Below are 23,575 nucleotides of genomic sequence, written 5' to 3' on the forward strand. Positions count from 1 at the left end.
GCCGGCCGTCGGGTCACCCGCCGTCGGGCCACGAGCCGTCGGGTCGCCGGCCGTCGGGTCACCGCCCGACCGTCGGGTCCGCGAAGCCGCGGCGGTAGGCCAGCGGCGTGGTGCCCAGCCGGCGCCCGAAGTGGTGCCGCAGCGCCGCGGCGTTGCCGAAGCCGCAGCGGGCCGCGATCACGTCCACCGACTCGGTGGTGGCCTCCAGCAGCCGCTGGGCCAGCAGCACCCGCTGCCCCACCAGCCAGCGGTGCGGGGTGGTGCCGGTCTCCTGCTGGAAGCGCCGGGCGAAGGTGCGCGGCGACATGTGCGCCCGGGCGGCCAGCTGCTCGACGGTCGCCTCCTGGTCCGGGTGGTGGCGCATCCAGTCCAGCAGCGGGCCCAGCGAGTCGCCGCCGCCCTCCGGCAGCGGGCGGTTCACGAACTGCGCCTGCCCGCCCTCCCGGTGCGGCGCCACCACCATCCGGCGGGCGATCCCCCGGGCCACCTCGGCGCCCTGGAACTTGCGCACCAGGTGCAGGCAGGCGTCGATGCCGGCCGCCGTACCGGCCGAGGTGACCACCGGGTCGTCGTCCACGTACAGCACGTCCGGCTGCACCGCCGTCCCCGGGAAGCGGCGGGCCAGGTCGTCGGTGTACCGCCAGTGGGTGGTGGAGCGGCGGCCGTCCAGCAGCCCGGCGGCGCCCAGCACGAAGGCGCCGCTGCAGATGGACAGCACCCGGCCGCCGCGCGCCACCACCGCGCGCAGCGCCGCCAGCAGCGGCTCCGGGTAGCTGTCGCGGATCCCCGAGGCGGTGACCACCGCGAGGTCCGCGTCGGCCAGCCGCTCCGGGCCGTACGGGACGTCCACCGTGAACCCGGAGTGGGTGGCGTGCGGCCCGGGGTGGGCGCCGGCCAGCGCGAAGTCGTAGCCGGGCAGCCCGTCCGCGGTGCGGTCCAGGCCGAACACCTCGCAGGCCACGCCCAGTTCGAACGGGTGGACCTCCTCCAGCACCACCGCGACCACGTTCCTCAGCATGCCGCCCAGGATGCCCCGCCGGGCCGGGCGCCGGGAAGCCCCCGGCTGGCAGGATTTCGAGGCAACCCGGCGTTCCTGCCACTCGTCGGCCCCGGCACCGCCCGGCCACAGTGGTGGCCATGGAATCCGGCACCCTCGCAAGCGCACTCGCCCTGGTCGGCGCGGTCGGCGGCTTCGGCCTGCTCGGCACCCTGATCGGCCGCGAACTCTCCCGCGGCCCCGCGGCCGGCCGCGACAACTACCACCGGCCCGGCGGCTACCCGGCCGACCCGCACCGCGCCGACCGGCTGCACGGCGCCCCGGCCGCGGCCCCGGCCCGCGCCGCCGCCGCCGACGCCGCTGACCTGCCGCTCCGCCCGGCCCCCGGGCCGGTCGCCGTACCGGGCTCCGGCACACTGGCCCGATGGACTACCTCATCCGCCACGCCCTCCCCCGGGACCTCGAAGACGCCGGCCGGATCACCGTCGAGGCCTTCGTCGGCGACGGCTACACCAAGCCCACAAGCGACTACGTCGAGCTGCTCCGCGACGCCGGGCGGCGCTCCCGCGAGGCCGAGCTCCTGGTCGCCGTCGACGGGGCCGACGAGCAGGTCCTCGGCTGCGTGACCTTCGCCGTCGGCGGCACCGAGTGGGCCGACATCGCCACCCCGCAGGAGGGCGAGATCCGGATGCTCGCCACCGCCGCCGCCTCCCGCGGGCGCGGCGTCGGCGAGGCCCTGGTCCGCGCCTGCGTCGCCCGCTCCCGCGAACTCGGCCTGACCGGCATGGCCTTCTCCACCCGCCCCGAGATGACCGCCGCCCACCGCGTCTACGACCGGGTCGGCTTCCGCCGCACCCCCGAACGCGACTGGGCCCCGTACCCGGGGATGGACCTGATGGTCTACACCATGGCGTTCTGAGCTCCCGGCAGCGGTTCACCGGCCCCTCCCCCACCCCGGTGACAGGCAGACGATCAACAGGCGTCTTTTGATATAAACCACAGATCAAGACATGTCTTCGACACGTCGCGACAGTCGATCGACCGGGGGGACCCACCACATGGACGACGGGCCCGGCCTCAGCATGCCCGGAAGCGGCCCGACGCTCCAGGACATGCGCGAGGCTCGGGGCATAGAGGCCCCGACCTCCAGCCGCTACGCGATCCCCGCGCCGCCCCCCGTACCGCGCGGCCCGCTGCCGCCCTCGGTCCGTTTCAAGGCGGTCGACGGGCTGCGCGGCCTCGCGATCGCCTCCGTGCTGCTCTACCACACCGACTGGTTCCAGAACGGCCTGTTCGGCGTGGACGTCTTCTTCGTGCTCTCCGGCTTCCTGGTCAGCCTGGTACTGATCCGCGAGCTGGACCGCACCGACGGCATCCGGCTCGGGGTCTTCTACCGCCGCCGCGCCAAGCGGCTGCTGCCCGGACTGCTCGCCACCATCATCCTGGTCGTCGGGCTGTCCGCCCTGGTCAGCCCGCTCCGGGACGTCCGGGACCTGCGCCCGCAGGCGCTCGCCACGCTCGCCCAGATCGCCAACTGGGCCCAGCTGTCCCGCGGCGACGCCTACTGGCAGCACTTCGCCTCGATCGACCCGCTGGCAGCCATGTGGTCGCTCAGCATCACCGAGCAGTTCTACGCGGTCTGGCCGCTGCTGCTCCTGATGGTCTTCGGCCTGTGCCGCCGCTCGCTGCGCGCCACCGGCATCGCCACCGCCGTCCTGTTCGCGGCCTCCGCGCTCGTCGCCCCGCTGATGTGGAACGGCGGCAACAGCGACCGTCTCTACCTCGGCACCGAGACCCGCGCCGTCGGCTTCGCGGCCGGGGCCACCGCCGCCTTCGGGGTCTACCTGTGGCAGCGCCGCAAGGCCCGTGCCACCGCCGACGCCCCCCGTTCGGCCCGCCGCGGCGGCACCGCCGTGCCCACCCTGGTCGGCACGGCGGCCCTCGGCGGCCTGGTCTGGGCCAGCCTGTCCGTCGGCACCTACCACGAACCCTGGCTCTACCAGGGCGGACTGGCCCTGGTCGCGGCGCTCGCCGCCGTGCTGACCGCCTCGCTCTGCCGCGACCGCGGCCCCCTGGTGCGGCTGCTGTCGCTTCCGCCGCTACGGCTCACCGGCACCATCTCGTACAGCCTCTACCTGCTCCACCTGCCGGTGTACTGGCTGCTGCAGCACTACGTCGACGACATCTCGCCGCAGAAGCTGCTGCTGATCGGCGGCCCGGTCTCCTGGGTGCTGGCCTGGCTGCTGCACACCGCGACCGAGAAGCTGCGGGTGCTGCGCTGGCGGGCCTTCCCGGCCGTCCCGCTGCTGGCCGTCACCACCGCGGTGGCCACTGCCGGGGCCTGGTACCTGCCGGCCTGGGTCACCCACGACATGCGGTCCGGACCGAGCGGCAAGCCGCTGGTCCTGGTGCTCGGCGACTCCTTCGCCCAGGACCTCGCCACCGGCCTGTACCGGGACGGCGACCGCTACCGGGTGGTCGACGGAGGCATCAGCGGCTGCGGGGTGTTCGACCCGGACAAGGTGCGCACCGTCTCCGGGACGGAGTTCGAGACCAGCTCCGACTGCCGGAACCGGGCGGCCGAGTGGGACCGTCAGATCGCCTCCGCCGCGCCGGAGGCCGTGGTGATCCACCTCGGCTGGGACGCCGCCGAGCAGTACCTGGACGGCACCTGGCTCAGCCCCTGCGACGACGACTACCGCAGCCGGTACCGCACCGAGCTCACCCAGGCCGTCGAGCAGGTCCGCCGGCGGGCGCCCGCCGCCCGGGTGCTGCTGATGAACGAGCGCGTCGAGAACGGCGCCATCAGCAAGACCTGGGGCACCTGCTTCAACCAGCAGGTCGGCGACTTCGTGAAGGCCGCCGGCGGCACCGTCCGGCTGGTCGACCTCGACACCTTCTACTGCCCGTACGACACCTGCGTGTGGAAGGACAAGGACGGCCACTGGGTCACCCCGGCCAACGACGGGGTGCACCTGACCCCGGCCGGCATGCGGTTCGTGACCCCGTGGCTGGAGAAGCAGATCGCGGACGGGCTGTCCGGGGCCCAGCCGCAGTCCCCGGCCGGGTCGGCGCCCGCACCGACCCCGACCGCGGCGCCGAGTTCCACCCCGACGCCCACCCCCACCCCCACGCCGACACCGACGCCGACGGCGAGCACCCGGCCGACAGGTAAGCCGACCCCGGCCAAGCCGACCCGGACGCCGACCACCAAGGGGACCCAGAGCGCCGGCGAGCACCCGGCCGAGCCCCAGCCGTAACGGACCTGCGCCGGGCCCCAGCCGTAGCGGACCTGCGCCGGGCCCGCTACGGCTGCGGGATCTGGTACGTCTGCGCGAAGCAGTCGCGGATCGCCTTCTCGGAGCCCGGGCGCCCGGCGTAGTCCATCCGCGGGGTGTCCGGGGTGACCGGCAGGGTCGGGTCGATGCCGAAGTACAGCGACCAGAAGTACACCCCGCGCAGCTTGCGCTCCTGGGCGACCTGGCAGACCGCGGTGAACCAGGTGGCCTGGACGGCCTCGTTCACCTCGGTCTTCTTGTAGTACTCGCCGGGTGTCTTGTACGCGCCCTTCTGCGCCGGGATGCCCACCTCGGTGAGCTTGGTGGTCGGCTGCGGGCCCGTGCTGCGCTTGTCGAGCCAGGCGTTCCAGCTGGCCTTGAGGTCGGCGATCGGGGCGTCGTCGTCGGAGTTCTTGGCCGGCGGGTAGGCGTCCGCGCCCGTCGCGTCGACGGGTACCGCGATCGGGCCCTTGGCCCAGTTGTCGAAGTTCGCGTCGTACGCCAGCTCGCCGTGGAAGGCCTTCCTGGCCTCGTCCACCAGGCCCTGCCAACGCGGGTCGCCCTCCAGCGAGTTGAACTCGGTGCCGAGGGTGAACTCCGCCACGGAGTGCTCCTGGGCGGTCTTCAGGTACGGCGCCAGGAAGGCGGCGTAGCTGGCGAACCAGGCGTCCCGGTCGGTCGGCGTGATGTTGCCGCGCCACTTGAGGGTGTGGACGTAGTCGAACACGTCCTCGTCCATGATCGGACGCACGGTGGTGCGCAGACCCGCCCGATGGGCGGCGTCCAGCAGCAGGGCGAGGCGCTCCGGGGTGGGCGTGGTCGGCCGGGCGGCGACGGCGTTCGACTTGGTACCCGTGGTGTAGTACGGGAACGTCACCGACAGGGAGTTGGCGTTCAGCCCGACCACGTACTTGACGATGCGGTCGACCTTGCCCTGCACGAAGTTGTCCGGGTCCGCCGGGTCGTCCAGCCAGTACACCTGCACGCCCCACTCGGGGCTGCCCTTCTTCCACGGACGGGCCACCTTGGGGCCGGTGTCCTCGACCGGCGGCGTGTCCTTGCCGAAGCCCCAGACCCGGCCCTGCTCGGTGGGGGCGGCGAGGTGGACGGTGGTGGGCCGCTGGTGGTCGAACCGGATCGGGTGGTCTCCCCACACCACGGGGACCGCCACGGTGACGGCGACGACGACGGTCGGCAGGATGAAGATGGCAGGGCGCTTCAACGGTCGTGACTTCCGATCAGGCCGGCTTGGCGATGACGACGAACTTGTTCTCCTCGCGCTTGAGGAACTTGATCAGCCCCCGCAGCCCGCCCCAGCCCTCCAGGAAGGAGAACACCGGGATGCAGGCCACCACGACGATCGGCTCCCACCACTTGCGCCGGTGGTTGGCCGAGGCGACCACGTTCAGCCGCAGCCCCTCCCAGTAGGTCCAGATCACGTAGGCGAAGTTGATCGCCCACAGCAGCACCACGGACTGGGTGACCGGTGAGGTGTTCCAGGTGCCGGTGAACCAGGCGACCAGCAGCACCAGGCCGACGTGCTGCAGCGGGCCGAGCACCCAGCTGACCATGCCCATCCCGATGAACAGCCGGTACCGCAGCGGGATGGTCTTGTTGAAGCAGAGCGCGACCAGGCCCCAGGCCCAGCGCTCGCGCTGCTTGAGGAAGTCCTTGACGCCGGCCGGCGAGGCGCCGTAGCAGCGCCCGTTGAACCAGTCGCTGCGGCCCGGGTAGCGCTGGCAGAAGTTCAGCGCCATCTGGGCGTCCTCGACGATGGTCTTCGGCCCGAAGTCCCAACCGATGGTGGCCTCCACCGAGGAGCGCACGATCAGCAGTTCGCCGTGCACTCCGGCGATCGGGGTGCCGGTGCCGGTCATCGCCCGGAAGCGGGCGATGTCGTCGGCCGGGCGGATCGCGTCGGCGAGCCAGGTGAAGGTGGAGACGGCGTTCTCCCGGGGGTACGTCAGGATGCCCTGCGCCATGTGCTTGGCGTCGTCCCCGGCCCGGCGCTGCCGGTTGACGAACTGGGCGACGGCGGCGGCGGTGTCCGGCCCGACACCGGTGTCGTCGTCCATGTGCAGCACCCAGACGTCGTCCTGCGCCTCCCCCTCCTCGATCCGCAGCTCGTGCGAGTAGTGGTTGGCGCGGGCCTTGAACTTGGTGCCGTTGGCCGTCTCGTACGCCTTCGGCACGGTCACCACCCGGATCAGCGGGTGGCGTTCGGCCAGCTCGTCGATCTTCTCCGCGGCGGCGCAGCCCTCCTCGGTGAGGATGTCCACCCTCATCCAGGGGAAGTACGGCGGCAGGTGCTCGACGTACGAGAGCACCGAGCGCTCCAGCGCCGGGTAGGTGTCGTGCCGGCCGATGGTCGGCACCAGCACGATCAGGAAGTCGTCCTCGGCCGGCGCGGGCGGGGTCATCCGGTCCACCTGCCGCAGCCGTCGGCGGACCATCAGCACCCCCTGGAAACCGATCAGCACGCCGAACACCGGCATGCCCCACAGGATGGTGATCGCCCAGCCGAGCGGGGTCGGGTTGGGCACGTACGCCCAGATCGAGAAGGCGAAGATGATCACGAAGGCGGTGTAGAACGGCAGTACCCGGGGCTTCCAGGACATCTGTCGCTCGGCGAGCCGGGCGGCCTCGCGGGACGTGGTGAGCACCGTCCGCGCAGGGGCTGTGGACGTCATGGCGGAAGTCGTTCCTCGTCTGGTGTCGGTCGGTCGATCGATCGGTCCGGTCGGTCCGGCTCCGGTGCGGGGCGCGGCCGAGCGGTGGGCGGTCAGGCCTGCGGCGGACGCTGGGCCGGCGGCGCGTCGGCGGGCGGCGACACGACCGGGCCGGGGGCCTGCGGGCCGGCGGCCTGCGGGCCGGGTACGGGCGGGGCGGCGGGCCACTGCTGCTGGACCGCGGTCGGCTGGTACGTCGCCGCCTGGGGCGGCTGCTGGGCGTACGGGCCCGGCGCGGGCGGCACCGCCTGGGGCGGCGCAGGCGGCCAGGCGGCGGGCTGGGCCTGCGGCTGCGGCTGTGGCTGCTGGTACCACACCGGCTGGGCCGGCCACCCGGGCTGCGGCTGCCCGGGCTGCGGCTGCCCCGGCTGCGGCACTCCGTACGGCCCCGGCAGCGGCCCGCCCGGAGCCGCGCTCTGCGCGGGCGGCCAGGCCGTCCCGGCCGAGGAGCCCTCCGGCTGCTCCCGCCACTTGGAGCGGGCGAGCAGCACGATCAGCGTCGCCGTGACGACCACGCCGAGCGCGAAGGTGGCGAGCTTCAGTCCGCCCTCGGTCGTCCCCGTGAACCACTGCCGCTGCGGTTCGTCCAGCAGCGCGCCGGTCAGGCTGCGCACCCGGTTGTAGCCCTCGACCAGTGCCACGCCCGCCGCCACGCCGAGCGCCCAGTCGCGCCCGCGCAGCAGCAGGATGCCCGCGGCCAGGTACAGCAGGCCGTAGTTGAGGCTCCCGGTCTCGGCGTCCACCGAGGTCCCGCCGTAGTAGAAGATGCCCTTGAGGTAGGTCGCGAAGCCGACCTGCCCGAAGCAGTTGTAGGCCGCCCAGCCGAGCAGCACCACGCCCCAGCCGACCGCCAGGCCACCGGCCCCGCGTATCGGACGTGTCTGTGTCATCCCCGCACCCCGCCCCTCCGGTCCTCTTCCGACCGTCCGCCGAACCCTCGGGTTTCGCCGCCACAGGATGCCACACGGCACAACGGACCCGGAATTCCGCCGGTTCAACGGCTCCGGACCGGTCAGCGGACGTGCAGCCCGCCCCAGTCGAGGCTCCCGCCGGACGGCCCGGAACCGCCGGTGATCGCCAGCGGGCTGTGGTAGGTGGCGTTGACGTCCGCCCCGGAGTTCCGCGGCTGGTCCGGGGCCAGGTTGTCGGAGGTGAGGGACTGCCCCCAGACCGTCCAGATCGTCCAGGGGGTGCGGCTGAGGGTGTCCGGCTGGCGGGAGTTGACCGGCACGGCGAAGGACTCGGCGAGCATCCTCGGCTTGTGGTACGCGGCGAGCCCGTCGTAGTAGCGCTTGGTCCACACCTCGCCGGTGCCGATCGGGTGCGCCGGGCTGCCGCTGTAGTCGTCCACCCCCACCACGTCGACGTACTGGGAGCCCGGGTAGTAGTCCCACGGGTCCACGCCCGGGGCGCCGTCCCAGGACACCGGCGTCCAGACGAACAGCAGGTTGTGCAGGCCCCTGGTCTCCACCAGGTACTTGTAGGTGATCCGCCACAGCGCCTGGTAGTCGGCCGGCTTCTGGCCCGCCCACCAGAACCGGCTGGCACAGTCCTGGACGTTCATCTCGTGGTAGGGGCGCAGCAGCACCGGCACGTCGTGGGCGGCCAGGTACTCCAGGTGGTCGGCCAGGTAGGACAGGTCGGTGATCAGTGCGCGGTACTCGGGGGTGTCGCCCCCGGCGTCCACGACCCGGCCGAACCAGCCCGGGTCCTTGGCCGCCGGGGAGTTCGAACAGAGCACCCGGTCGAAGGACTTGACGCCGGACCCGGGGTAGGGCTCGTGGAAGGACATGCCGACGATCCCGGCCGGGGCCCCGCCGTTGTCCGGCAGTGCGGTGGTGCTGCCGTCGCAGTTCTGCTGGACACCGGAGCCGTCGTAGGTGCCGTCGTCGGCGCGCGGGTGGCCGGACCAGACGGCGGTCATCAGGTCGACGGCGTCGTCGGTGTACTGCCAGCCGGCGCGGCAGGTGGGCCAGCGGCCGGCCGAGTAGGAACGCGGGTTGCCGACGCCCCAGGCGTTCTGGCCGTAGCCGGGGCCGAGGTCGGTCTCCATGAAGCCGGGCAGCCGGCCGGTGATGTCGGCGGCCTTCTTGTAGTAGTAACCGACCTGCTTGGTGCCCCGATAGTCGCCGTACTCGGGGTTGTTGCGCTCGTTGTGCGCCTCGACGTGCTGGCCGATCACCGTGCCGCCGCTGTGCCCGGTGCGGGCCTGGGCCTCCAGGTCCGCGAGGAACTGCTGGACGGCGCGGGCGTTCGGCGAGGCCTGCGGATCCCGGGCCAGCAGGTCCCGGCCCACGTCCGGCGGCAGGGTCCGGCCGGGGGCGCCGACCGACACCGGCACCCGAATGGGCAGTCCGACCTCGGTCCGGTCGTCGCGGTCCAGCAGCACGAGACTGCCGGCGGCGACCACGACGCCGGCTGCGGCCAGGACGGCCGGCTTACCGCGCAGGGCTCTGGGCAGGGCCACGACCGCTCCTCCGGTTTCTCGCCGGCGCCGACCCCCACGGACGCAACCGGAACACGCGTACGAATGACTCCGACGAGAGCCTGCCACACTCCCCCGGTCCCGGCGCACAGGTCCGCCGGGACCGGGGTGTCACAGCGGGTCAGCCGGTCGCGGCGGCCGTCGGCGTGCCCTGCGAACCCGGCGTGGCCGAGCCCGCCGCCTTGGCCCGCTGGAGCAGCTGGGCCTTCACGTGCTCGGCGAACCCGGAGGCCGCCGCGGTCGCGGTGGCATCAGGGGCGTTGCCGCCCTTCGCCGAGCCCTCGACGGTGAAGTAGGCGTACCGGCCCAGGCTGCTGTGCGTGCCGGTGCAGCCGGGGTTGGCACAGAACGCCGGGGCGCCCGGCGCGGGCAGGCCCTTGAGCTGCCCGGTGTAGTTCTTGATCGCCGTCTCGGCCTGGATCTTGTGGTCGAAGACCGCGACGCCGACGGTCACCGCGCTGTCGCCGGAGACGTACGTCGCCCGGAGCACCTTCTGGCAGCCCTGGTCCCCGAGGACCTTGCCGAGCCCGCCGGTGGTGGAGTTGCCGTCCCAGCAGGGCTGGTCCAGCGAGACCACGGTCCGGTTCCAGGACACGCCGTTGACCGTCACCTGCAGCGCGGAGAACAGTGCCCCCGCATCCTGCGGCGCCGGGTCGGTGGCGGCCTCCCAGATCGGCTTCGACGGGTCGTCCGGCTGCCCGCCCGGGGTCGCGCCGCCGTTCGACGGGCCGGGGGTCGGCTTGACCGAGGCGGGCGCGGTCGCGACCGCACCGCCGCCGGGCTTGGCCGGGTCGTCCTTCTTCCCGAACAGCAGCACTCCGCCCGCGACCAGACCGCCCACCAGGACGACGGCCACCGCGCTGCCGATGATCTTCACCCGGCGCTTGCGCCTGCTCTCGGCCTCGTTGCGGTCCGCCAGCGCCGCCCAGTCCGGCTCGACGCGCTGCGGCGGGACCGGCTGCTGAGGCGCGACCGGCTGCTGCGGAGGACCCGACTGCTGCGGAGGCTGCTGCCACTGCGGCTGCGGAGCCGGCGGCTGAACCGGCTGGGGCACCGGCGGGACGGGCTGGGAGAACGGCTGCGCGGCCGGCGCCACCGGTCCGTACGAGGCCGGCGGCGGGCCGAAACCACCGCCCGGCGGCGGCACCGGACCCGGCCCCACCGGCTGCTGATTCTGTGCGCCCCCCGACCCGGCGGGAGGCGTCCCCTGCGGCCCGTGCCCAGGTACACCAGTTCCGTCGCTCATGCGCCCAGATCGTAGGGCATCACCCTCACCGTCCCTCGGCCCGGTGACCGTTCCGTATCGAAACCCGGACGCCCGGCGCGCCGGCCCCGGGTGTCCGACGCCCGGATCCGAGGCGTCCGGCGGGCGGCCGCGACACGTCCGGAGCGTGCTTCCGGGCCTCGGACGACCACGAACCGCCACCGGCCCGGGCACAACCCGTCATCGCGACAACACACCACGCCGCACTACATGTGGTGTCGCATCGAGGAGACACCACTACATGTATGCTCGCTTCTGCTGTCGATGCAGGGGAACCCGGTGGGAATCCGGGACTGCCCCGCAGCGGTGTGCGGGCGGCTCCAGCAGCCGTACCGCGAGTCCGAGTACCTGCCGAACAGCGTGCGCCACGGCCCTCCCGCAGAGGCCGCGCCGGCACCCAGCACCACCCCTCCGGGCCTCGCGGGCGGGCCGGGGAGACACCTCGCGCGGCGCTCCTGCGTCCGCGCCGTGCTCCCCTGCCCAGATCGGCCCGGGTGACCCCGATCACCGCCGCACGATCGCCGCCAGGAGAGAGCGCCTTGACCACCGCTGCCTCAGTCACCCTGCCCGCCCAGGGCTCCGGTACCGCCTTCACCGACCCGACGGTCTCCGACCCCGGCGGTGCTCTCCTGCGGCTGCTCACCGACCGCAGCGCCGACCTCACCGAGGTCGACCCCGGCCATGTCGCCGCCGCCGCGCTGCGCGGCCGCCACGCCGGCTCGGACTTCGCCGAGCTGCGCGGGCTGGCCGTGGACGCCGCCGCGTCGATGATCGCCGAGGACCCCCAGTACTCGAAGCTGGCCGCCCGCCTGCTCGCCCTGGAGATCGTCGACGAGGCGAACAGCCAGGGCTCGACCTCCTTCTCCGCCTCGATCGCCGTCGGCCACGCCGAGGGCCTGATCGGCGACACCACCGCGGCCTTCGTCGCCAAGCACGCCGACGCCCTGAACGCGCTCATCGACACCAAGGGCGACGACCGCTTCGAGTACTTCGGCCTGCGCACCGTCCAGTCCCGCTACCTGCTGCGCCACCCGATCACCCGCAAGGTGATCGAGACCCCGCAGCACTTCCTGCTCCGCGTCGCCTGCGGCCTGGCGGTCGGCGACTCCGAGCAGTCGGTGCGCGAGGTGTCCGAGCTGTACGGCCTGATGAGCCGTCTGGAGTACCTCACCTCCTCGCCGACGCTCTTCAACTCCGGCACCCGGCACCCGCAGATGTCCAGCTGCTACCTGCTGGACTCGCCGCTGGACAACCTGGACTCGATCTACAACCGCTACGCGCAGATCGCCCGCCTCTCCAAGCACGCCGGCGGCATCGGCCTGTCCTACTCGCGCATCCGCTCGCGCGGCAGCCTGATCCGCGGCACCAACGGCAAGTCCAACGGCATCGTCCCGTTCCTGCGCACCCTCGACTCCTCGGTCGCCGCCGTCAACCAGGGCGGCCGCCGCAAGGGCGCGGCCTGCGTGTACCTGGAGACCTGGCACGCCGACATCGAGGAGTTCCTGGAGCTCCGCGACAACACCGGTGAGGAGGCGCGCCGCACCCACAACCTCAACCTGGCCCACTGGATCCCGGACGAGTTCATGCGCCGCGTGAACGCCAACGCCGACTGGTCGCTGTTCTCCCCCGCCGACGTCCCCGAGCTGGTCGACCTGTGGGGCGCCGAGTTCGACGAGGCCTACCGCAAGGCCGAGCTGGCCGGCAAGGCCGTCCGCACCATCCCGGCGCAGACCCTCTACGCCCGCATGATGCGCACCCTCGCGCAGACCGGCAACGGCTGGATGACCTTCAAGGACGCCTCCAACCGCGCCGCCAACCAGACCGCGCTGCCCGGCCGCACGGTGCACTCCTCCAACCTGTGCACCGAGATCCTGGAGGTCACGGACGACTCCGAGACCGCCGTCTGCAACCTCGGCTCGGTCAACCTCGGCGCGCACGTGGCTCCCGGTGCCACGGCCGACGACCTGCTCGGCGCCATGGACTGGGAGCGCCTCGACGCCACCGTCCGCACCGCCGTCACCTTCCTCGACCGCGTGGTGGACATCAACTTCTACCCGACCACCGAGGCCGGTACGTCCAACTCCCGCTGGCGCCCGGTCGGCCTCGGCGTGATGGGCCTCCAGGACGTCTTCTTCAAGCTGCGGATCGACTTCGACTCCGCCGAGGCCGCCCGCCTGTCCACGCTGATCGCCGAGCGCATCATGCTCACCGCGTACGAGCGCTCCGCCGACCTGGCCGAGCAGCTCGGCCGCCACGAGGCCTACGGCGAGACCCGCGCCGCCCGCGGCGAGCTGCACATCGACCACTTCCCGAGCGCCGCCCCGGAGTGGACCGACCGCTGGACGGCGCTGCGTGCCCGCATCGCCGAGACCGGCCTGCGCAACTCGCTGCTGCTCGCGATCGCCCCGACCGCGACCATCGCCTCCATCGCCGGCGTCTACGAGTGCATCGAGCCGCAGGTGTCCAACCTGTTCAAGCGCGAGACCCTCTCCGGCGAGTTCCTCCAGGTCAACCCGTACCTGGTGCGCGAGCTCAAGGAGCTCGGCGTCTGGGACCAGCAGACCCGCGACGCCCTGCGCGACGCCAACGGCTCGGTCCAGGAGCTGGGTTGGCTGCCGGAGCAGGTCCGGTCGCTGTACCGCACCGCCTGGGAGCTGCCGCAGCGCGCCCTGATCGACCTGGCCGCGGCCCGCATGCCGTACCTGGACCAGAGCCAGTCGCTGAACCTGTTCATGGCGGCGCCGACCATCGGCAAGCTCAGCTCGATGTACGCCTACGCGTGGAAGGTCGGTCTCAAGACCACCTACTACCTGCGCTCGCGCCCCGCGACCCGGATCGCCCAGGCCGCCTCCGGCACCGCCCGTGCCGCCGCGCCCGTGCCGGTCAACACCCCGACCCTCACCCCCGAGGAAGAGGCCGCGCTGGCCTGCTCCCTGGAGAACCCCGAGTCCTGCGAGGCCTGCCAGTAATGACTGCCGACGACCGCAAGATGCTGCTCGACCCCGGCTTCGAGCTGACCCTGCGCCCGATGCGCTACCCGTCGTTCTACGACCGGTACCGCGACGCGATCAAGAACACCTGGACCGTCGAGGAGGTGGACCTGCACTCCGACGTCGCCGACCTGGCGAAGCTCAGCGAGGGCGAGCGCCACCTGATCGGCCGCCTGGTGGCGTTCTTCGCGACCGGTGACTCGATCGTCGCCAACAACGTGGTGCTGAGCCTCTACAAGCACATCAACTCGCCCGAGGCGCGGCTGTACCTCTCGCGGCAGCTGTTCGAAGAGGCCGTGCACGTCCAGTTCTACCTGACGCTGCTGGACACCTACCTTCCGGACCCGGAGGACCGCAACGCGGCCTTCGCGGCGGTGGAGAACATCCCCTCCATCCACCAGAAGGCCCAGTTCTGCTTCAAGTACATGAACGCCGTCGACCACATCGACTCGCTGCAGACCAAGGAGGACCGGCGGGCGTTCCTGCTCAACCTGATCTGCTTCGCGGCCTGCGTCGAGGGTCTGTTCTTCTACGGCGCGTTCGCGTACGTGTACTGGTTCCGGAGCCGTGGCCTGCTGCACGGTCTGGCCACCGGCACCAACTGGGTGTTCCGCGACGAGTCCATGCACATGGACTTCGCGATGTCCGTCGTGGACACCGTGCGCGAGGAGGAGCCCGACCTCTTCGACGAGGAGATGGCCAAGCAGGTCACCGAGATGCTGGAGGAGGCCGTCGCGGCCGAGCTCCAGTTCGCCCAGGACCTGTGCGGTGACGGTCTGGCCGGCATGAACACCGACTCCATGCGCCAGTACCTGGAGGCCGTGGCCGACCAGCGCCTGGCGCGGCTCGGGATGCCGATCCGGTACGGGTCGACCAACCCGTTCGGGTTCATGGAGCTCCAGAACGTCCAGGAGCTGACCAACTTCTTCGAGCGCCGGGTGTCGGCGTACCAGGTCGCGGTCGAGGGCTCGGTCTCGTTCGACGACGACTTCTAGGTCGATATCGTTCAGCGGAAAACAGCGGAGCTGCCGTTTTTACGGCAGCTCCGCTGTCAGTTCTCGGCGTTCGGGGGTAGCCCAGGCATGTCCAAGCTCCAACAGCGTGTGATCAACGGCCCGTTCGGGCCCATACAGGTCAGCCACGACCGCTGGCCCTCCGTCGTCGCCCGGGTCCAGGGAGCGGGAATGCCCACCGTCACCGTGGTGCCCGACCGCGACCACGGCGCGATGAACATGGGCGGGCACAACATCCCGACCAGCCGGGCCCGCAACCGCACGCGGACGGCTGTGGTGGGCGACCGCACCTACGAGCTGCGGCCCAGGGGCCTGCGCCGGGCGGAGCTGCGCCGCAACGGCACCCTCATCGCCGATGCCCACGGCACGTTCCGGTCGTACGCCCCGGGACGTACGATCCCCGGCCTCGACGCCAAGGTCGCCTGGTCCCAAGGCATCGACCCGACGGATGTCGCGGTCGGCCAGGCCATGGTCCTGGGCTTCGGCGCCGGCGCCCCGGGCATCCTCCTGCGGACCATCTTCTTCTGGTACGACAACCTCAGCTGAGAGCACAGAGGGGTGCCCCGCACGGCCACAGCCCGTGCGGGGCACCCCTGTTGTTTCAGTCGGCCGAAAACTCCCCGCCCTTGACCCCCGCGAGGAAGGAAACCCAGGCCTCAGCCGCGAACAACAGCGCCGGCCCGTCCGGGTCCTTCGAGTCCCGCACGGGAACAGCACCAGGCAGACCAGCAGCCACCTCAACGCACTCACTCTGCGCACCGGAGAACGAGGACTTGTGCCACACAAGTCCCGAGAGCTCGTTCACAATCCTCAGACCTTCTCGCTCGCCATGCGCCCGATGAGCGCGATCGATTCATCACGGGGCAGCGACTCCACCAACGCGCGGCGGAACAGATTCGCATACTTGAAGACTTCCTCCGGCTCCTCGATGTACAAGGTGCTGAGAAGGCTGTCGACGTACACCACATCCGTCTCCGTCACCTCCGGGAAACTGAGGATGGTGACAGGGCCGAAGAGCGCCGCGTGGATCGCCGACGCCTCTGGCAGGACCTGGACGTTGATGTTGGGGCGCTCGGCTGAGGCCGCAAGGAACTCAAGCTGTTCACGCATGACCACCGGACCACCCACCTGATGCTTGAGCACTGACTCGGAGAGCACGGCCCACACACGCAAAGGCACGTCCCTTTCCAGGACCGACCGACGTTCCTGACGAACCTTCGTCAGCGTCTCGACCTGCTCAGCCGTCGCATCCTCTATCTGTGCCCGGACAACGGCCCTGGTGTAGTCCTCCGTTTGCAAGATTCCGGGCACCAGCAAGGTCTGAATGCTGTACATGTCCGATGCGTCGGACTCCAACGCGATGTAGTCCGCATAGAGCGGCGACAGCGTGTCCGAGTAGCGGTCCCACCAGCCACGCAGACGACCTTCGCGCGACAGAGCCTCCAGCCGACTCCGCGTATCCGGATCTGCCACTCCGTACAGGTCGAGCAGCAGCCGAAGATCCACCAGCCGAATGCCCGACTGAGCTGCCTCGATCCGACTGATCTTGCTCTCCGCGCAGTCGAGTTGCCGCGCCGACTGGGCGATCGTCAGATCAGCGGCCGTTCGCAGTTCCTTGAGCGTTCGGGCCAGCCGCCGCTGCCGAACCGTCGGATTCCGGTTCACGGGCACGCTCGCGACCTCCTCACTTCTGTGATCTGCCCAGTCTGCCTCCCGCTGTCAGCTGACAACAATCTTTGATCACTTCCAAAGTGGGGACTTGCACTTTAGAAGTCCCCAGGAGCATGCTACTCAACGTAGTCCGCTAGTCGACACATCGTGATCATGGCGGGCTTTCACCGGGCATCCCCATGCCTTCTCCAGCGCTCTCACCTGCACACTCCAGAGGTGGCCCTGCCATGCGCGAACAGACCTGCTGGCTCCCCCGGCACCCGAAGTCCCCCCGCAACGCCCGCCAGGAGCTCCGCGAGTTCCTCCTCCCCCACCCCTCCGCCGAACTCCTCCTCCCCACCGGTGAGTTGCTCCTCAGCGAACTCGTCAACAACGCGGTCACCCACGCCCGCACCCCGCGCGACCGCCTGATCTTCGTCCGCCTCCAGCTCCTCCCCCACGGCACCCTCCGGATCGAGGTGCACGACGCCGACAGCGAGAAGCCCTCGCTCCGGCCCGTCTCCCTCACCTCCGAGAGCGGCCGAGGCCTGTTCCTCGTCCAGGAGTTGGCCTCCGAGTGGGGCTGCTGCCCGCGCCGGGGCGGCATCGGCAAGTTCATCTGGTGCCACATCACCGCAGCCGCCGCCGAGACCGCCGCGTGAGCCCCGCCCCCGCCCGGCTTTCACCCCGACCAGGGCGCCCGCCGTGCGAACGCACTCATTCCTGCTCGTGGTAGCTGATGTGGTGTCGGGCCGCGATGGGGTTGATCTTCGCGGGGTCCAGTTGACCGTCGGTGAGGACCGCGGGCCCTGCCTCGATCAGGTCCTCGACGTAGTGCTCCCAGCCGCCGGGCGAGGAGATCTGCAGGACTCGCGGGGGCGGGTCGGAGGCGCGGCGCAGGGCGTGCGGGACGCCGTGGGGCAGCAGGACGAAGGTCCCCTTCGGCGCCGAGTACGTCCGGTCGTCGAACTCGATTTCGAGGACGCCGTCCAGTACGTAGACGCATTCGTCCGCCTGGTGGTGGGTGTGCCGCGGGATGTCCTTCGCGACGGTCACCTCCAGCAGCGAGAACCGGCCTTCCGTGTCGTCGGTCATCGCCTTGACTGCGAATGCGGGTGGCAACGGGATCCGCCCCGGCCGGGCGGCTCCGGGCTCCAGCAGGATGAAACGGTCTTCGGGCATGGATGCAAACCCTCCTCGCGTGGCACAATCGGAACCGGAATCCGATTCCGGATAAGGGTAGGCAGGGGAGCACTCGGATTGTCAACGCCATCGACACCAGACGACCGCAAGCCGCGTGCCGACGCGGAGCGCAACCGCGCCCGTGTGCTGGCGGCTGCGCGTGCCCTGTTCGAGGAGAGGGGCGACGAGGTCCAGATGCCCGAGGTGGCACGCGCCGCTGGAGTGGGCATCGGCACCGTGTACCGGCATTTTCCGAACAAGCAGGCCCTCGTGGAGGCCGCAGCGGAACACCGCTTCGCCGAGATCCTCCAGTTCGCGCGCGCCGACTGCCTGCGCGACCCCGGGTCAGGTACGGGGCTGGCCCGGTATCTCCGCCATGTCGGTCGGATGCTGGCCGAGGACCACGGGCTGTCCGCCTCCGTCGTGGCGGCCGTGGGCTCATCGGCACCCAGAGGGGAGATGCTGGCGCAGCTCGAGGCCGCGGTCGGAGCGCTGATCGACCAGGGCCGGGCCGCCGGAACCCTCCGGGAGGACCTCACCGTGAGGGACGTCTACATGCTCGTAGGCGGCCTGTCTGCGGTCGTCCGCACCGGCAGCGGTGACTGGGACCGCTTCATCGACCTCACCCTCGACGGGCTGCGCCCGCGCCGGGACACCGGTCAGTGACCCAGCCTCCGGCAGCTGCACCTCCAGTTGCCCGGACAGCACCGCAATGCACCACCCCGCCCCGCCCGGCGTTCACGCCGGGCGGGGCGGGCCGAACGACTTTCCCGTTCCGGAAAGATCGAGTCCTTGACCCTCAGCCCGGAGAGTCGAAAGCATTGAGCACCAGGAACCACCGACGAGTTGGGAGCACGTGATGCTGCGTTGGCTGTCCGGGAACGGGTCCTGCAAGAACGGAACGTGCCCCACCCTCTGGCGCACCGAGGACGGGGACTACGTGACTCAGGGCCTCGTGATCACCGACCCCGACCGCCTCGCGCAGCTGAACCTGCCGCCCGGCGAGTCCGCGGTCCTGATGCCCGCTGCCGTCCTGGAGGGATACTTCCGTGCTCAAGGGTGAAGAATTCGGCCGCCTCTTCGAGACATTCGAACGAACGGCCTTCCGGCTCGAAACCCTCCCCCTCTACGACGTGGACGACGAACGTGAGGAGTTCGCCGACTTCCTGGCGGGGAAGGGTCTGGCGTCGGAGTCCTCCGACAACCCCTGGGTCCGCTCCATGACAGACCTGGGCAAGCGGGTGACCCGGGTGCACGTGCTCCGCTCGCCCCTGTCGGACTATCTCCGGTACGAGTTGGCCTCCTACCCCGGCAACATCGCGGCCGGCGAGTCGATCGGCATCATCGACACGGCCCGACAGGTGGTGGTCGGCCTGCCCGACCACGACTTCTGGCTGTTCGACGACGCCCGGGTCTACCGGATGCACTACACCGACGCGGGACAGTTCGTCGGCGCCGAACTGCTGCCCGACGGCCGCCTGAACGAGTACCAGCGGTACCGGGAGATTGCCCTGGCGAACGCCGTCCCCTTCGGGGAGTACTCGGCGGCTTGAGCAGAGACCAGCACCACGATCTGGGTAGAGCCCTGCGGACGCTGCGGATCGCCTCGGACAAGACCGCCGAGACCGTCGCCCGCAGGGCTTCCATGTCTCCGGCCAAGCTCTCGAAGGTCGAAAACGGCAAGACCCTGCCGAGCGTGCAGGACGTGGACCTCATTCTGACGGCGCTCGGAATATCAGTCGAAGCCAAGGCTGAATTCCTGGAAGCAGCTCGCGGTGCGGTCACCGAGGAAACGGCCTGGCGGGAACTGCGCCGCATGGGCCACTGGAAGCATCAGAACGCCATCAAGGCCATTGAGTCCCGAACAAGCCTTCTCCGGTTGTTCCAGGGGCAGCTCATTCCAGGACTGCTCCAGAGCGCCGAATACGTCTCGGCGGTGTTCGCGCTACCCCCGGAGCTTCCGCAGGAAGCCAAGGCGAGGACCATCGCCGCTCGACTGGACCGGCAGACCGTCCTGTACGACCGCCAGCGGGAGTTCCGCTTCGTCATCTGCGAACACGTACTGCGGTGGCGGGTCTGCCCGCCTTCGGTCATGGCCACACAGCTCGATCGCCTGGTATCGCTGTCGCGGCTCCCCAACGTCACCATCGGCGTTCTTCCGCTCTCCAAGCGCATGCCGGACTTCCCGATGACATGCTTCAGCATGTACGACGATCGTCTGGTCATCGTGGAGACGTTCCACTCGGAGATCACCACTCGTGATCCGAGGGACGTCAGTCTCTATCTCTCGACATTCTCAGGGTTCGATTCCGTAGCATTGCACGGCGCCGACATGCGCGCGCTGGTCGAAGGCATCCGAGACGAGTTCCTTCGCGAACAGGAAAGCTCCTAGAGGGCAATCCCCCTCTCCCCGTAATGTGGTGACTCGTCAAAGCGATCTGCGAGTCATTGGAGTTCTCCGTGCCCGCTGTGGATTCCGCAGAACTGACCGGCCCCGGTCGGCCGTCGAAACGGCGCCGCTCCCACGCGGAACTCATGGAGCTGATCCAGAACACCCCGGTTCGAAAGGACCTCACCACCGGGCGCCTGGTCGAGCTGGTCGGCACCTTGGACGGCCGGGCCCTGGTCCGCCCACTGTTCGAGCCGGACGCCCCACCGCGTCAGGTCCCCGTCGACCAGCTCACCACCCACATCAGCCTGTGGGGCTGAACGCCCGACATTGGTTGGTCCCCGGAACCTGCCCGTGCCCGCGCGTAAGGGCCGGTGCGCAGGAAGTCGGCGCGGCCGACTTCCTGCGCGGCACCTCGGCCGTGCTCCTCCCGTCCGCCGCGCGGAGCCGGGGCCCGTTGGCCACCGCACGACCCCGGCCTGGTCGGCGGACCGGCCGCCGCAGCCCCCGGGCCGCAGCCGGAGGCCCGTCCAGCTCGCCCCAGAGGGACAAAAGTTGCTCCGCCGGGCGGGATGCGTCCGGATCGAGGTCGAACGGCGCTTCCGCTCCGCCCGTGCCCAGCGCCGAGGTCGAGTCCCCCTGCGCGCCGCGCGAACGCTCCCCGCCGAACCCCGGAGCAGCCCGGCTCAGACAGCCGCCGGGAGGCCGAACCGAACCTCGGTCAGCCGCTCCGAGAGCTCCCAGAGCCGCCGTCCCGTCTCCGCGTCGACGGCCCTCGGGGCGAGCCGTACGGCCTTCGGGGCGCCGCGCAGCTCTCCCGTCCCGCCCGGGCCGATGAACTGCCCGCCGACCGCCTCGGGGGCGGTCGCCGCGAACAGCTGGGGCAGCGCGCCCCGGTCCGGGGCCTGGGCGAGCGGGATCAGGAGGCGGCCGAAGAGCAGCTTCACCGGGCCGACCGAGCCGGCCTGGATGTTGGTGGCGGCGTACCCCGGGTGGGCGAGCAGGCTGCGGACCGGGCTGCCGGCGGCCGCGAGGCGCCGGTGAAGCTCCCATCCGAAGACGGCGTTGGCGAGCTTCGACTGGTTGTAGTGGCCCATCGGTGAGTACGTCCGCTCCCCGCCGAGGTCCTCGAAGGAGATCCGCCCCTGCCGGTGGTTGGCCGAACTCACTGTGACCACCCGCGGATCGGCACCCTCCGCCAGCAGGTCGAGCAGCAGCCCGGTGAGCGCGAAGTGGCCGAGGTGGTTGGCGGCGAACTGGAGCTCGTGCCCCTGCGCGCTGAGCGTGCGCGGCGGCGCCAGCACACCCGCGTTGTTGACCAGGACGTCCGGGCGGAGGCCGTCCGAGCGCAGCCGCTCGGCGAAGGCGCGGACGGAGTCGAGGTCGGCCAGGTCGAGGTGGCGCACCTCCAGGGTCGCCCCGGGCTGCTCGGCGGTGATCTCCGCGACCGCGCGCCGCCCCTTGGCCTCGTCGCGGACGGCGAGGATCACCCGCCCGCCCCGACGGGCCACGGCGCGGGTGGTCGCCAGCCCGAGGCCGCTGTTGGCGCCGGTGACGACGAACAGCCGCCCCGCCTGGTCCGGAATCCGTTCGACACCCCAAGCCTGAGTCTTCGTCATGCGCCACACACTGCCCGCACTGTCACCAAGTGTCAAGGCAGACTCCATGCGCCAATCACGACCTCACGTGTAGCATCCAGACCATGACCACCGCCCCCACCCCGAGCCTGGCCGAACGCAAGCGCCGGCTCGTCGCCGACGAGCTGACCAAGGCCGCGCTGAGCCTGTTCGCCGAGCAGGGGTTCGACGCGGTCACGGTCGACGAGATCGCCGCCTCCACCGGCATCTCCAAGCGGACGTTCTTCCGCTACTTCGCCTCCAAGGAGGACGTGGTCGTCCGCTTCCTGGCGGACCTCGGCAGCGGCATGCGCGCCGAACTCGCCGGACGGCCCACCGGGGAGAGCCCCTCCACCGCCCTGCGGAACACCGTCTGGGCCGCCATCGACGCCTGCGCCGGCCACTCCGAGCAGACCCTGCGCGTGGTCCAACTGATCCTCGGCACACCCGCGTTGCGCGCCCGCTTCCTGGAGCACCAGTCGCAGTGGCGCGAGGACCTGGCCGCCGAACTCGCCGACCGTCTGGGAGTGGACCCCGCGGCCGGTCTCCACCCCCGGATGGCGGCCGGAATGGCCCTGACCGCCTTCGACGTCGTGCTCCAGTGCTGGAGCGCGAGCGACGGCGCGCAGGACCCGGCCGCCCTGACCGACCAGGCCTTCGCCGCCATCGCCCCGGCCCTCGACGCCACGCCCGTCGACGCCGCGCCCGTCGACACCACCCCGCGCTGACGGCCACCTCGCGCCACCCAGCGCCGGCGGCCACCACGCGCCCACCCCGCGCCAACCCCCGCCGCGCGCCGCCCGTCCGGCTGAACTCCCGGGCCACACCGGCATCACACGCATACGTACGACCCGACCCCCGCTACGGTCCGGCGCACAGCCGAACGAAAGGGGTCCCCCATGACGACCGGAGTGCTCGACTACGAGAGCGACGCGATCACCCAGCTCATGAGCATGGCGGAGGAGGACTGGACCGAGCAGGAACTCAGGGAGGCGCTCCAGCGGGCGATCATGCTGGAGGTGTCGACCATCCCGCCGTACGCGACCGCCCTGTGGTCGATCACCGCCCGGAACGGCGGCCAGCCGGTCCAGGACTCCGTCCAGGAGATCCTCTTCGACGAGATGTTCCACTTCGGACTGGTCTGCAACATGCTCACCAGCATCAGCGGCACCGTCGTCCTGACCGACCCGCTCACCGTCCCCAAGTACCCGGGCGAGCTGCCCGGCGGCGTCAACCCGGGCCTGGTGGTCTACCTCAGCGGACTGTCCCGCGAGTCGGCGGGGCTCTTCGCCGCCATCGAGAAGCCCGAGAACCCGCTCGCCTACGCCGCCGACGGCAACACGATCGGCGCCTTCTACCAGCGCATCGCCAACGTCTTCCCCAAGTACGCCCACCTGCTCACCGGTCAGCACCAGGTGAAGTTCTCGCTCGGGACGAACCGCGAGATCGTCGCGATGAACACCATCGACGACGTCCTCCAGGCGATCCACGTCATCCAGACCCAGGGCGAGGGGACCACCGCCTCCCCGCAGGACCCCTTCCCCAGCGCGCCGGGCGAACTCGCCCACTACTACGCCTTCAAGGAGATCGCCGTCGGCAAGAAGCTCGTCCAGAACCCCACCACGAAGAAGTACGAGTTCACCGGCGCCGACGTCCCGCTGCCGGACAGCTTCCCGGTCGCCCGGGTGCCCAGGGGCGGCTGGCCCCGCCAGGGCGACCCCAACTCGCCCGACCAGGCCACCGCCAAGCTGCTGGACGCCTTCAACCAGCACTACAGCGCGATGCTGCACGCCCTCGAACACGCCTGGGGCGATGACCCGACCCAGCTCGGCACCGCGATCGGCCTGATGGGCCAACTGCGCGACACGGCCCAGCAGATCGTCGGCGTCAAGCTCCCGGCCGACCCCCGCTTCACCTACGGCCCGGAGTGGCTCCTGGTCTGACCGCAGGGGGCGGCGGGGCCGGTGCGGACGGGTCCGCAC

Annotated in this window: 23 protein-coding genes and 1 riboswitch; of the genes, 13 read left to right on the top strand and 10 right to left on the bottom strand. The window is 71.1% G+C overall.

The window, feature by feature from the left end; translation table 11 throughout:
• Positions 1–58: 58 nt before the first annotated feature.
• Positions 59–1,018 carry a helix-turn-helix domain-containing protein gene (locus ACIQWA_RS12275; protein ID WP_402481319.1) on the bottom strand — a complete coding sequence of 320 codons (960 nt, stop codon included), beginning with the start codon at positions 1,016–1,018 and terminating at the stop codon, positions 59–61.
• A 403-nt stretch (positions 1,019–1,421) separates the two neighbouring features.
• Between ACIQWA_RS12275 and ACIQWA_RS12280 the strand changes: the two genes are divergently transcribed.
• On the top strand, positions 1,422–1,916 hold the full coding sequence (locus ACIQWA_RS12280; RefSeq protein WP_402481322.1) for a GNAT family N-acetyltransferase: 495 nt from the start codon (positions 1,422–1,424) through the stop codon (positions 1,914–1,916).
• Between the two features lie 193 nt (positions 1,917–2,109).
• Positions 2,110–4,257 carry an acyltransferase family protein gene (locus tag ACIQWA_RS12285; RefSeq protein WP_402481325.1) on the top strand — a complete coding sequence of 716 codons (2,148 nt, stop codon included), beginning with the start codon at positions 2,110–2,112 and terminating at the stop codon, positions 4,255–4,257.
• Between the two features lie 46 nt (positions 4,258–4,303).
• Here the strand turns inward: ACIQWA_RS12285 and ACIQWA_RS12290 are convergent, their stop codons facing one another.
• From ACIQWA_RS12290 to ACIQWA_RS12310, 5 genes are all read right to left on the bottom strand, one after another.
• Positions 4,304–5,497, bottom strand: coding sequence for a glycoside hydrolase family 113 (locus ACIQWA_RS12290; protein ID WP_360233398.1), 1,194 nt, complete (start codon positions 5,495–5,497; stop codon positions 4,304–4,306).
• A gap of 16 nt (positions 5,498–5,513) precedes the next feature.
• Entirely contained in the window at positions 5,514–6,965 is a 1,452-nt protein-coding gene (locus tag ACIQWA_RS12295; protein WP_360233395.1) for a glycosyltransferase family 2 protein, read from the bottom strand.
• A 92-nt stretch (positions 6,966–7,057) separates the two neighbouring features.
• Positions 7,058–7,894: a hypothetical protein gene (locus ACIQWA_RS12300; protein WP_402481329.1), complete on the bottom strand. Its 837-nt coding sequence runs from the start codon at positions 7,892–7,894 to the stop codon at positions 7,058–7,060.
• 122 nt (positions 7,895–8,016) lie between these two features.
• Complete coding sequence (locus tag ACIQWA_RS12305) at positions 8,017–9,471, bottom strand: glycosyl hydrolase (protein ID WP_360233389.1); 1,455 nt, start codon at positions 9,469–9,471, stop codon at positions 8,017–8,019.
• Between the two features lie 139 nt (positions 9,472–9,610).
• Positions 9,611–10,543 (bottom strand): hypothetical protein, encoded by a 933-nt coding sequence (locus tag ACIQWA_RS12310; protein WP_402481332.1) that lies wholly within the window; start codon positions 10,541–10,543, stop codon positions 9,611–9,613.
• A gap of 448 nt (positions 10,544–10,991) precedes the next feature.
• A riboswitch (cobalamin riboswitch) is annotated at positions 10,992–11,124 on the top strand.
• A 192-nt stretch (positions 11,125–11,316) separates the two neighbouring features.
• Between ACIQWA_RS12310 and ACIQWA_RS12315 the strand changes: the two genes are divergently transcribed.
• The 3 genes from ACIQWA_RS12315 to ACIQWA_RS12325 all read left to right on the top strand — a co-directional run bounded on the left by ACIQWA_RS12315 (position 11,317) and on the right by ACIQWA_RS12325 (position 15,302).
• Complete coding sequence (locus tag ACIQWA_RS12315; protein WP_402481613.1) at positions 11,317–13,722, top strand: ribonucleoside-diphosphate reductase subunit alpha; 2,406 nt, start codon at positions 11,317–11,319, stop codon at positions 13,720–13,722.
• Positions 13,722–14,738 carry a ribonucleotide-diphosphate reductase subunit beta gene (locus ACIQWA_RS12320; RefSeq protein ID WP_360233383.1) on the top strand — a complete coding sequence of 339 codons (1,017 nt, stop codon included), beginning with the start codon at positions 13,722–13,724 and terminating at the stop codon, positions 14,736–14,738. The genes ACIQWA_RS12315 and ACIQWA_RS12320 overlap by 1 nt, the downstream gene beginning before the upstream one ends.
• Positions 14,739–14,825: 87 nt before the next feature.
• The gene (locus tag ACIQWA_RS12325; protein ID WP_402481335.1) at positions 14,826–15,302 is read left to right on the top strand and encodes a hypothetical protein; all 477 of its coding nucleotides are present in this window, start codon (positions 14,826–14,828) and stop codon (positions 15,300–15,302) included.
• Between the two features lie 55 nt (positions 15,303–15,357).
• Here the strand turns inward: ACIQWA_RS12325 and ACIQWA_RS12330 are convergent, their stop codons facing one another.
• Positions 15,358–15,561, bottom strand: coding sequence for a DUF397 domain-containing protein (locus tag ACIQWA_RS12330; protein ID WP_402481338.1), 204 nt, complete (start codon positions 15,559–15,561; stop codon positions 15,358–15,360).
• A gap of 5 nt (positions 15,562–15,566) precedes the next feature.
• Positions 15,567–16,427, bottom strand: a complete 861-nt coding sequence (locus ACIQWA_RS12335) for a helix-turn-helix domain-containing protein (RefSeq protein ID WP_402481341.1) — start codon at positions 16,425–16,427, stop codon at positions 15,567–15,569.
• A 227-nt stretch (positions 16,428–16,654) separates the two neighbouring features.
• Here ACIQWA_RS12335 and ACIQWA_RS12340 point away from each other — a divergent pair, with 227 nt between their 5' ends.
• Positions 16,655–17,068: an ATP-binding protein gene (locus tag ACIQWA_RS12340; protein WP_402481344.1), complete on the top strand. Its 414-nt coding sequence runs from the start codon at positions 16,655–16,657 to the stop codon at positions 17,066–17,068.
• Between the two features lie 55 nt (positions 17,069–17,123).
• Here the strand turns inward: ACIQWA_RS12340 and ACIQWA_RS12345 are convergent, their stop codons facing one another.
• Complete coding sequence (locus ACIQWA_RS12345; protein ID WP_402481346.1) at positions 17,124–17,588, bottom strand: cupin domain-containing protein; 465 nt, start codon at positions 17,586–17,588, stop codon at positions 17,124–17,126.
• 78 nt (positions 17,589–17,666) lie between these two features.
• On the opposite strand from ACIQWA_RS12345, the gene ACIQWA_RS12350 reads away from it, so the two are divergent.
• The 5 genes from ACIQWA_RS12350 to ACIQWA_RS12370 all read left to right on the top strand — a co-directional run bounded on the left by ACIQWA_RS12350 (position 17,667) and on the right by ACIQWA_RS12370 (position 20,297).
• Positions 17,667–18,254, top strand: coding sequence for a TetR/AcrR family transcriptional regulator (locus ACIQWA_RS12350; protein WP_402481349.1), 588 nt, complete (start codon positions 17,667–17,669; stop codon positions 18,252–18,254).
• Between the two features lie 274 nt (positions 18,255–18,528).
• Entirely contained in the window at positions 18,529–18,651 is a 123-nt protein-coding gene (locus ACIQWA_RS12355; RefSeq protein ID WP_402481352.1) for a hypothetical protein, read from the top strand.
• A complete protein-coding gene (locus ACIQWA_RS12360) occupies positions 18,638–19,141 on the top strand; it encodes a DUF6879 family protein (RefSeq protein ID WP_402481354.1) in 504 nt (167 codons plus the stop codon). Before ACIQWA_RS12355 ends, ACIQWA_RS12360 begins: the two co-directional genes overlap by 14 nt.
• Positions 19,138–19,980 carry a helix-turn-helix domain-containing protein gene (locus tag ACIQWA_RS12365; RefSeq protein WP_402481357.1) on the top strand — a complete coding sequence of 281 codons (843 nt, stop codon included), beginning with the start codon at positions 19,138–19,140 and terminating at the stop codon, positions 19,978–19,980. The genes ACIQWA_RS12360 and ACIQWA_RS12365 overlap by 4 nt, the downstream gene beginning before the upstream one ends.
• A gap of 143 nt (positions 19,981–20,123) precedes the next feature.
• On the top strand, positions 20,124–20,297 hold the full coding sequence (locus ACIQWA_RS12370; RefSeq protein WP_402481360.1) for a hypothetical protein: 174 nt from the start codon (positions 20,124–20,126) through the stop codon (positions 20,295–20,297).
• A gap of 366 nt (positions 20,298–20,663) precedes the next feature.
• On the opposite strand, the gene ACIQWA_RS12375 is transcribed toward ACIQWA_RS12370, so the two are convergent.
• Positions 20,664–21,596, bottom strand: coding sequence for an oxidoreductase (locus ACIQWA_RS12375; protein WP_402481363.1), 933 nt, complete (start codon positions 21,594–21,596; stop codon positions 20,664–20,666).
• 83 nt (positions 21,597–21,679) lie between these two features.
• On the opposite strand from ACIQWA_RS12375, the gene ACIQWA_RS12380 reads away from it, so the two are divergent.
• Positions 21,680–22,321, top strand: a complete 642-nt coding sequence (locus ACIQWA_RS12380; protein WP_402481366.1) for a TetR family transcriptional regulator — start codon at positions 21,680–21,682, stop codon at positions 22,319–22,321.
• Between the two features lie 171 nt (positions 22,322–22,492).
• Positions 22,493–23,536 carry a ferritin-like protein gene (locus tag ACIQWA_RS12385; RefSeq protein ID WP_402481369.1) on the top strand — a complete coding sequence of 348 codons (1,044 nt, stop codon included), beginning with the start codon at positions 22,493–22,495 and terminating at the stop codon, positions 23,534–23,536.
• The last annotated feature ends 39 nt before the right edge of the window (positions 23,537–23,575 follow it).

The sequence above is a fragment of the Kitasatospora sp. NPDC098652 genome (genome assembly GCF_044760155.1).
Taxonomy (GTDB): Bacteria; Actinomycetota; Actinomycetes; order Streptomycetales; family Streptomycetaceae; genus Kitasatospora.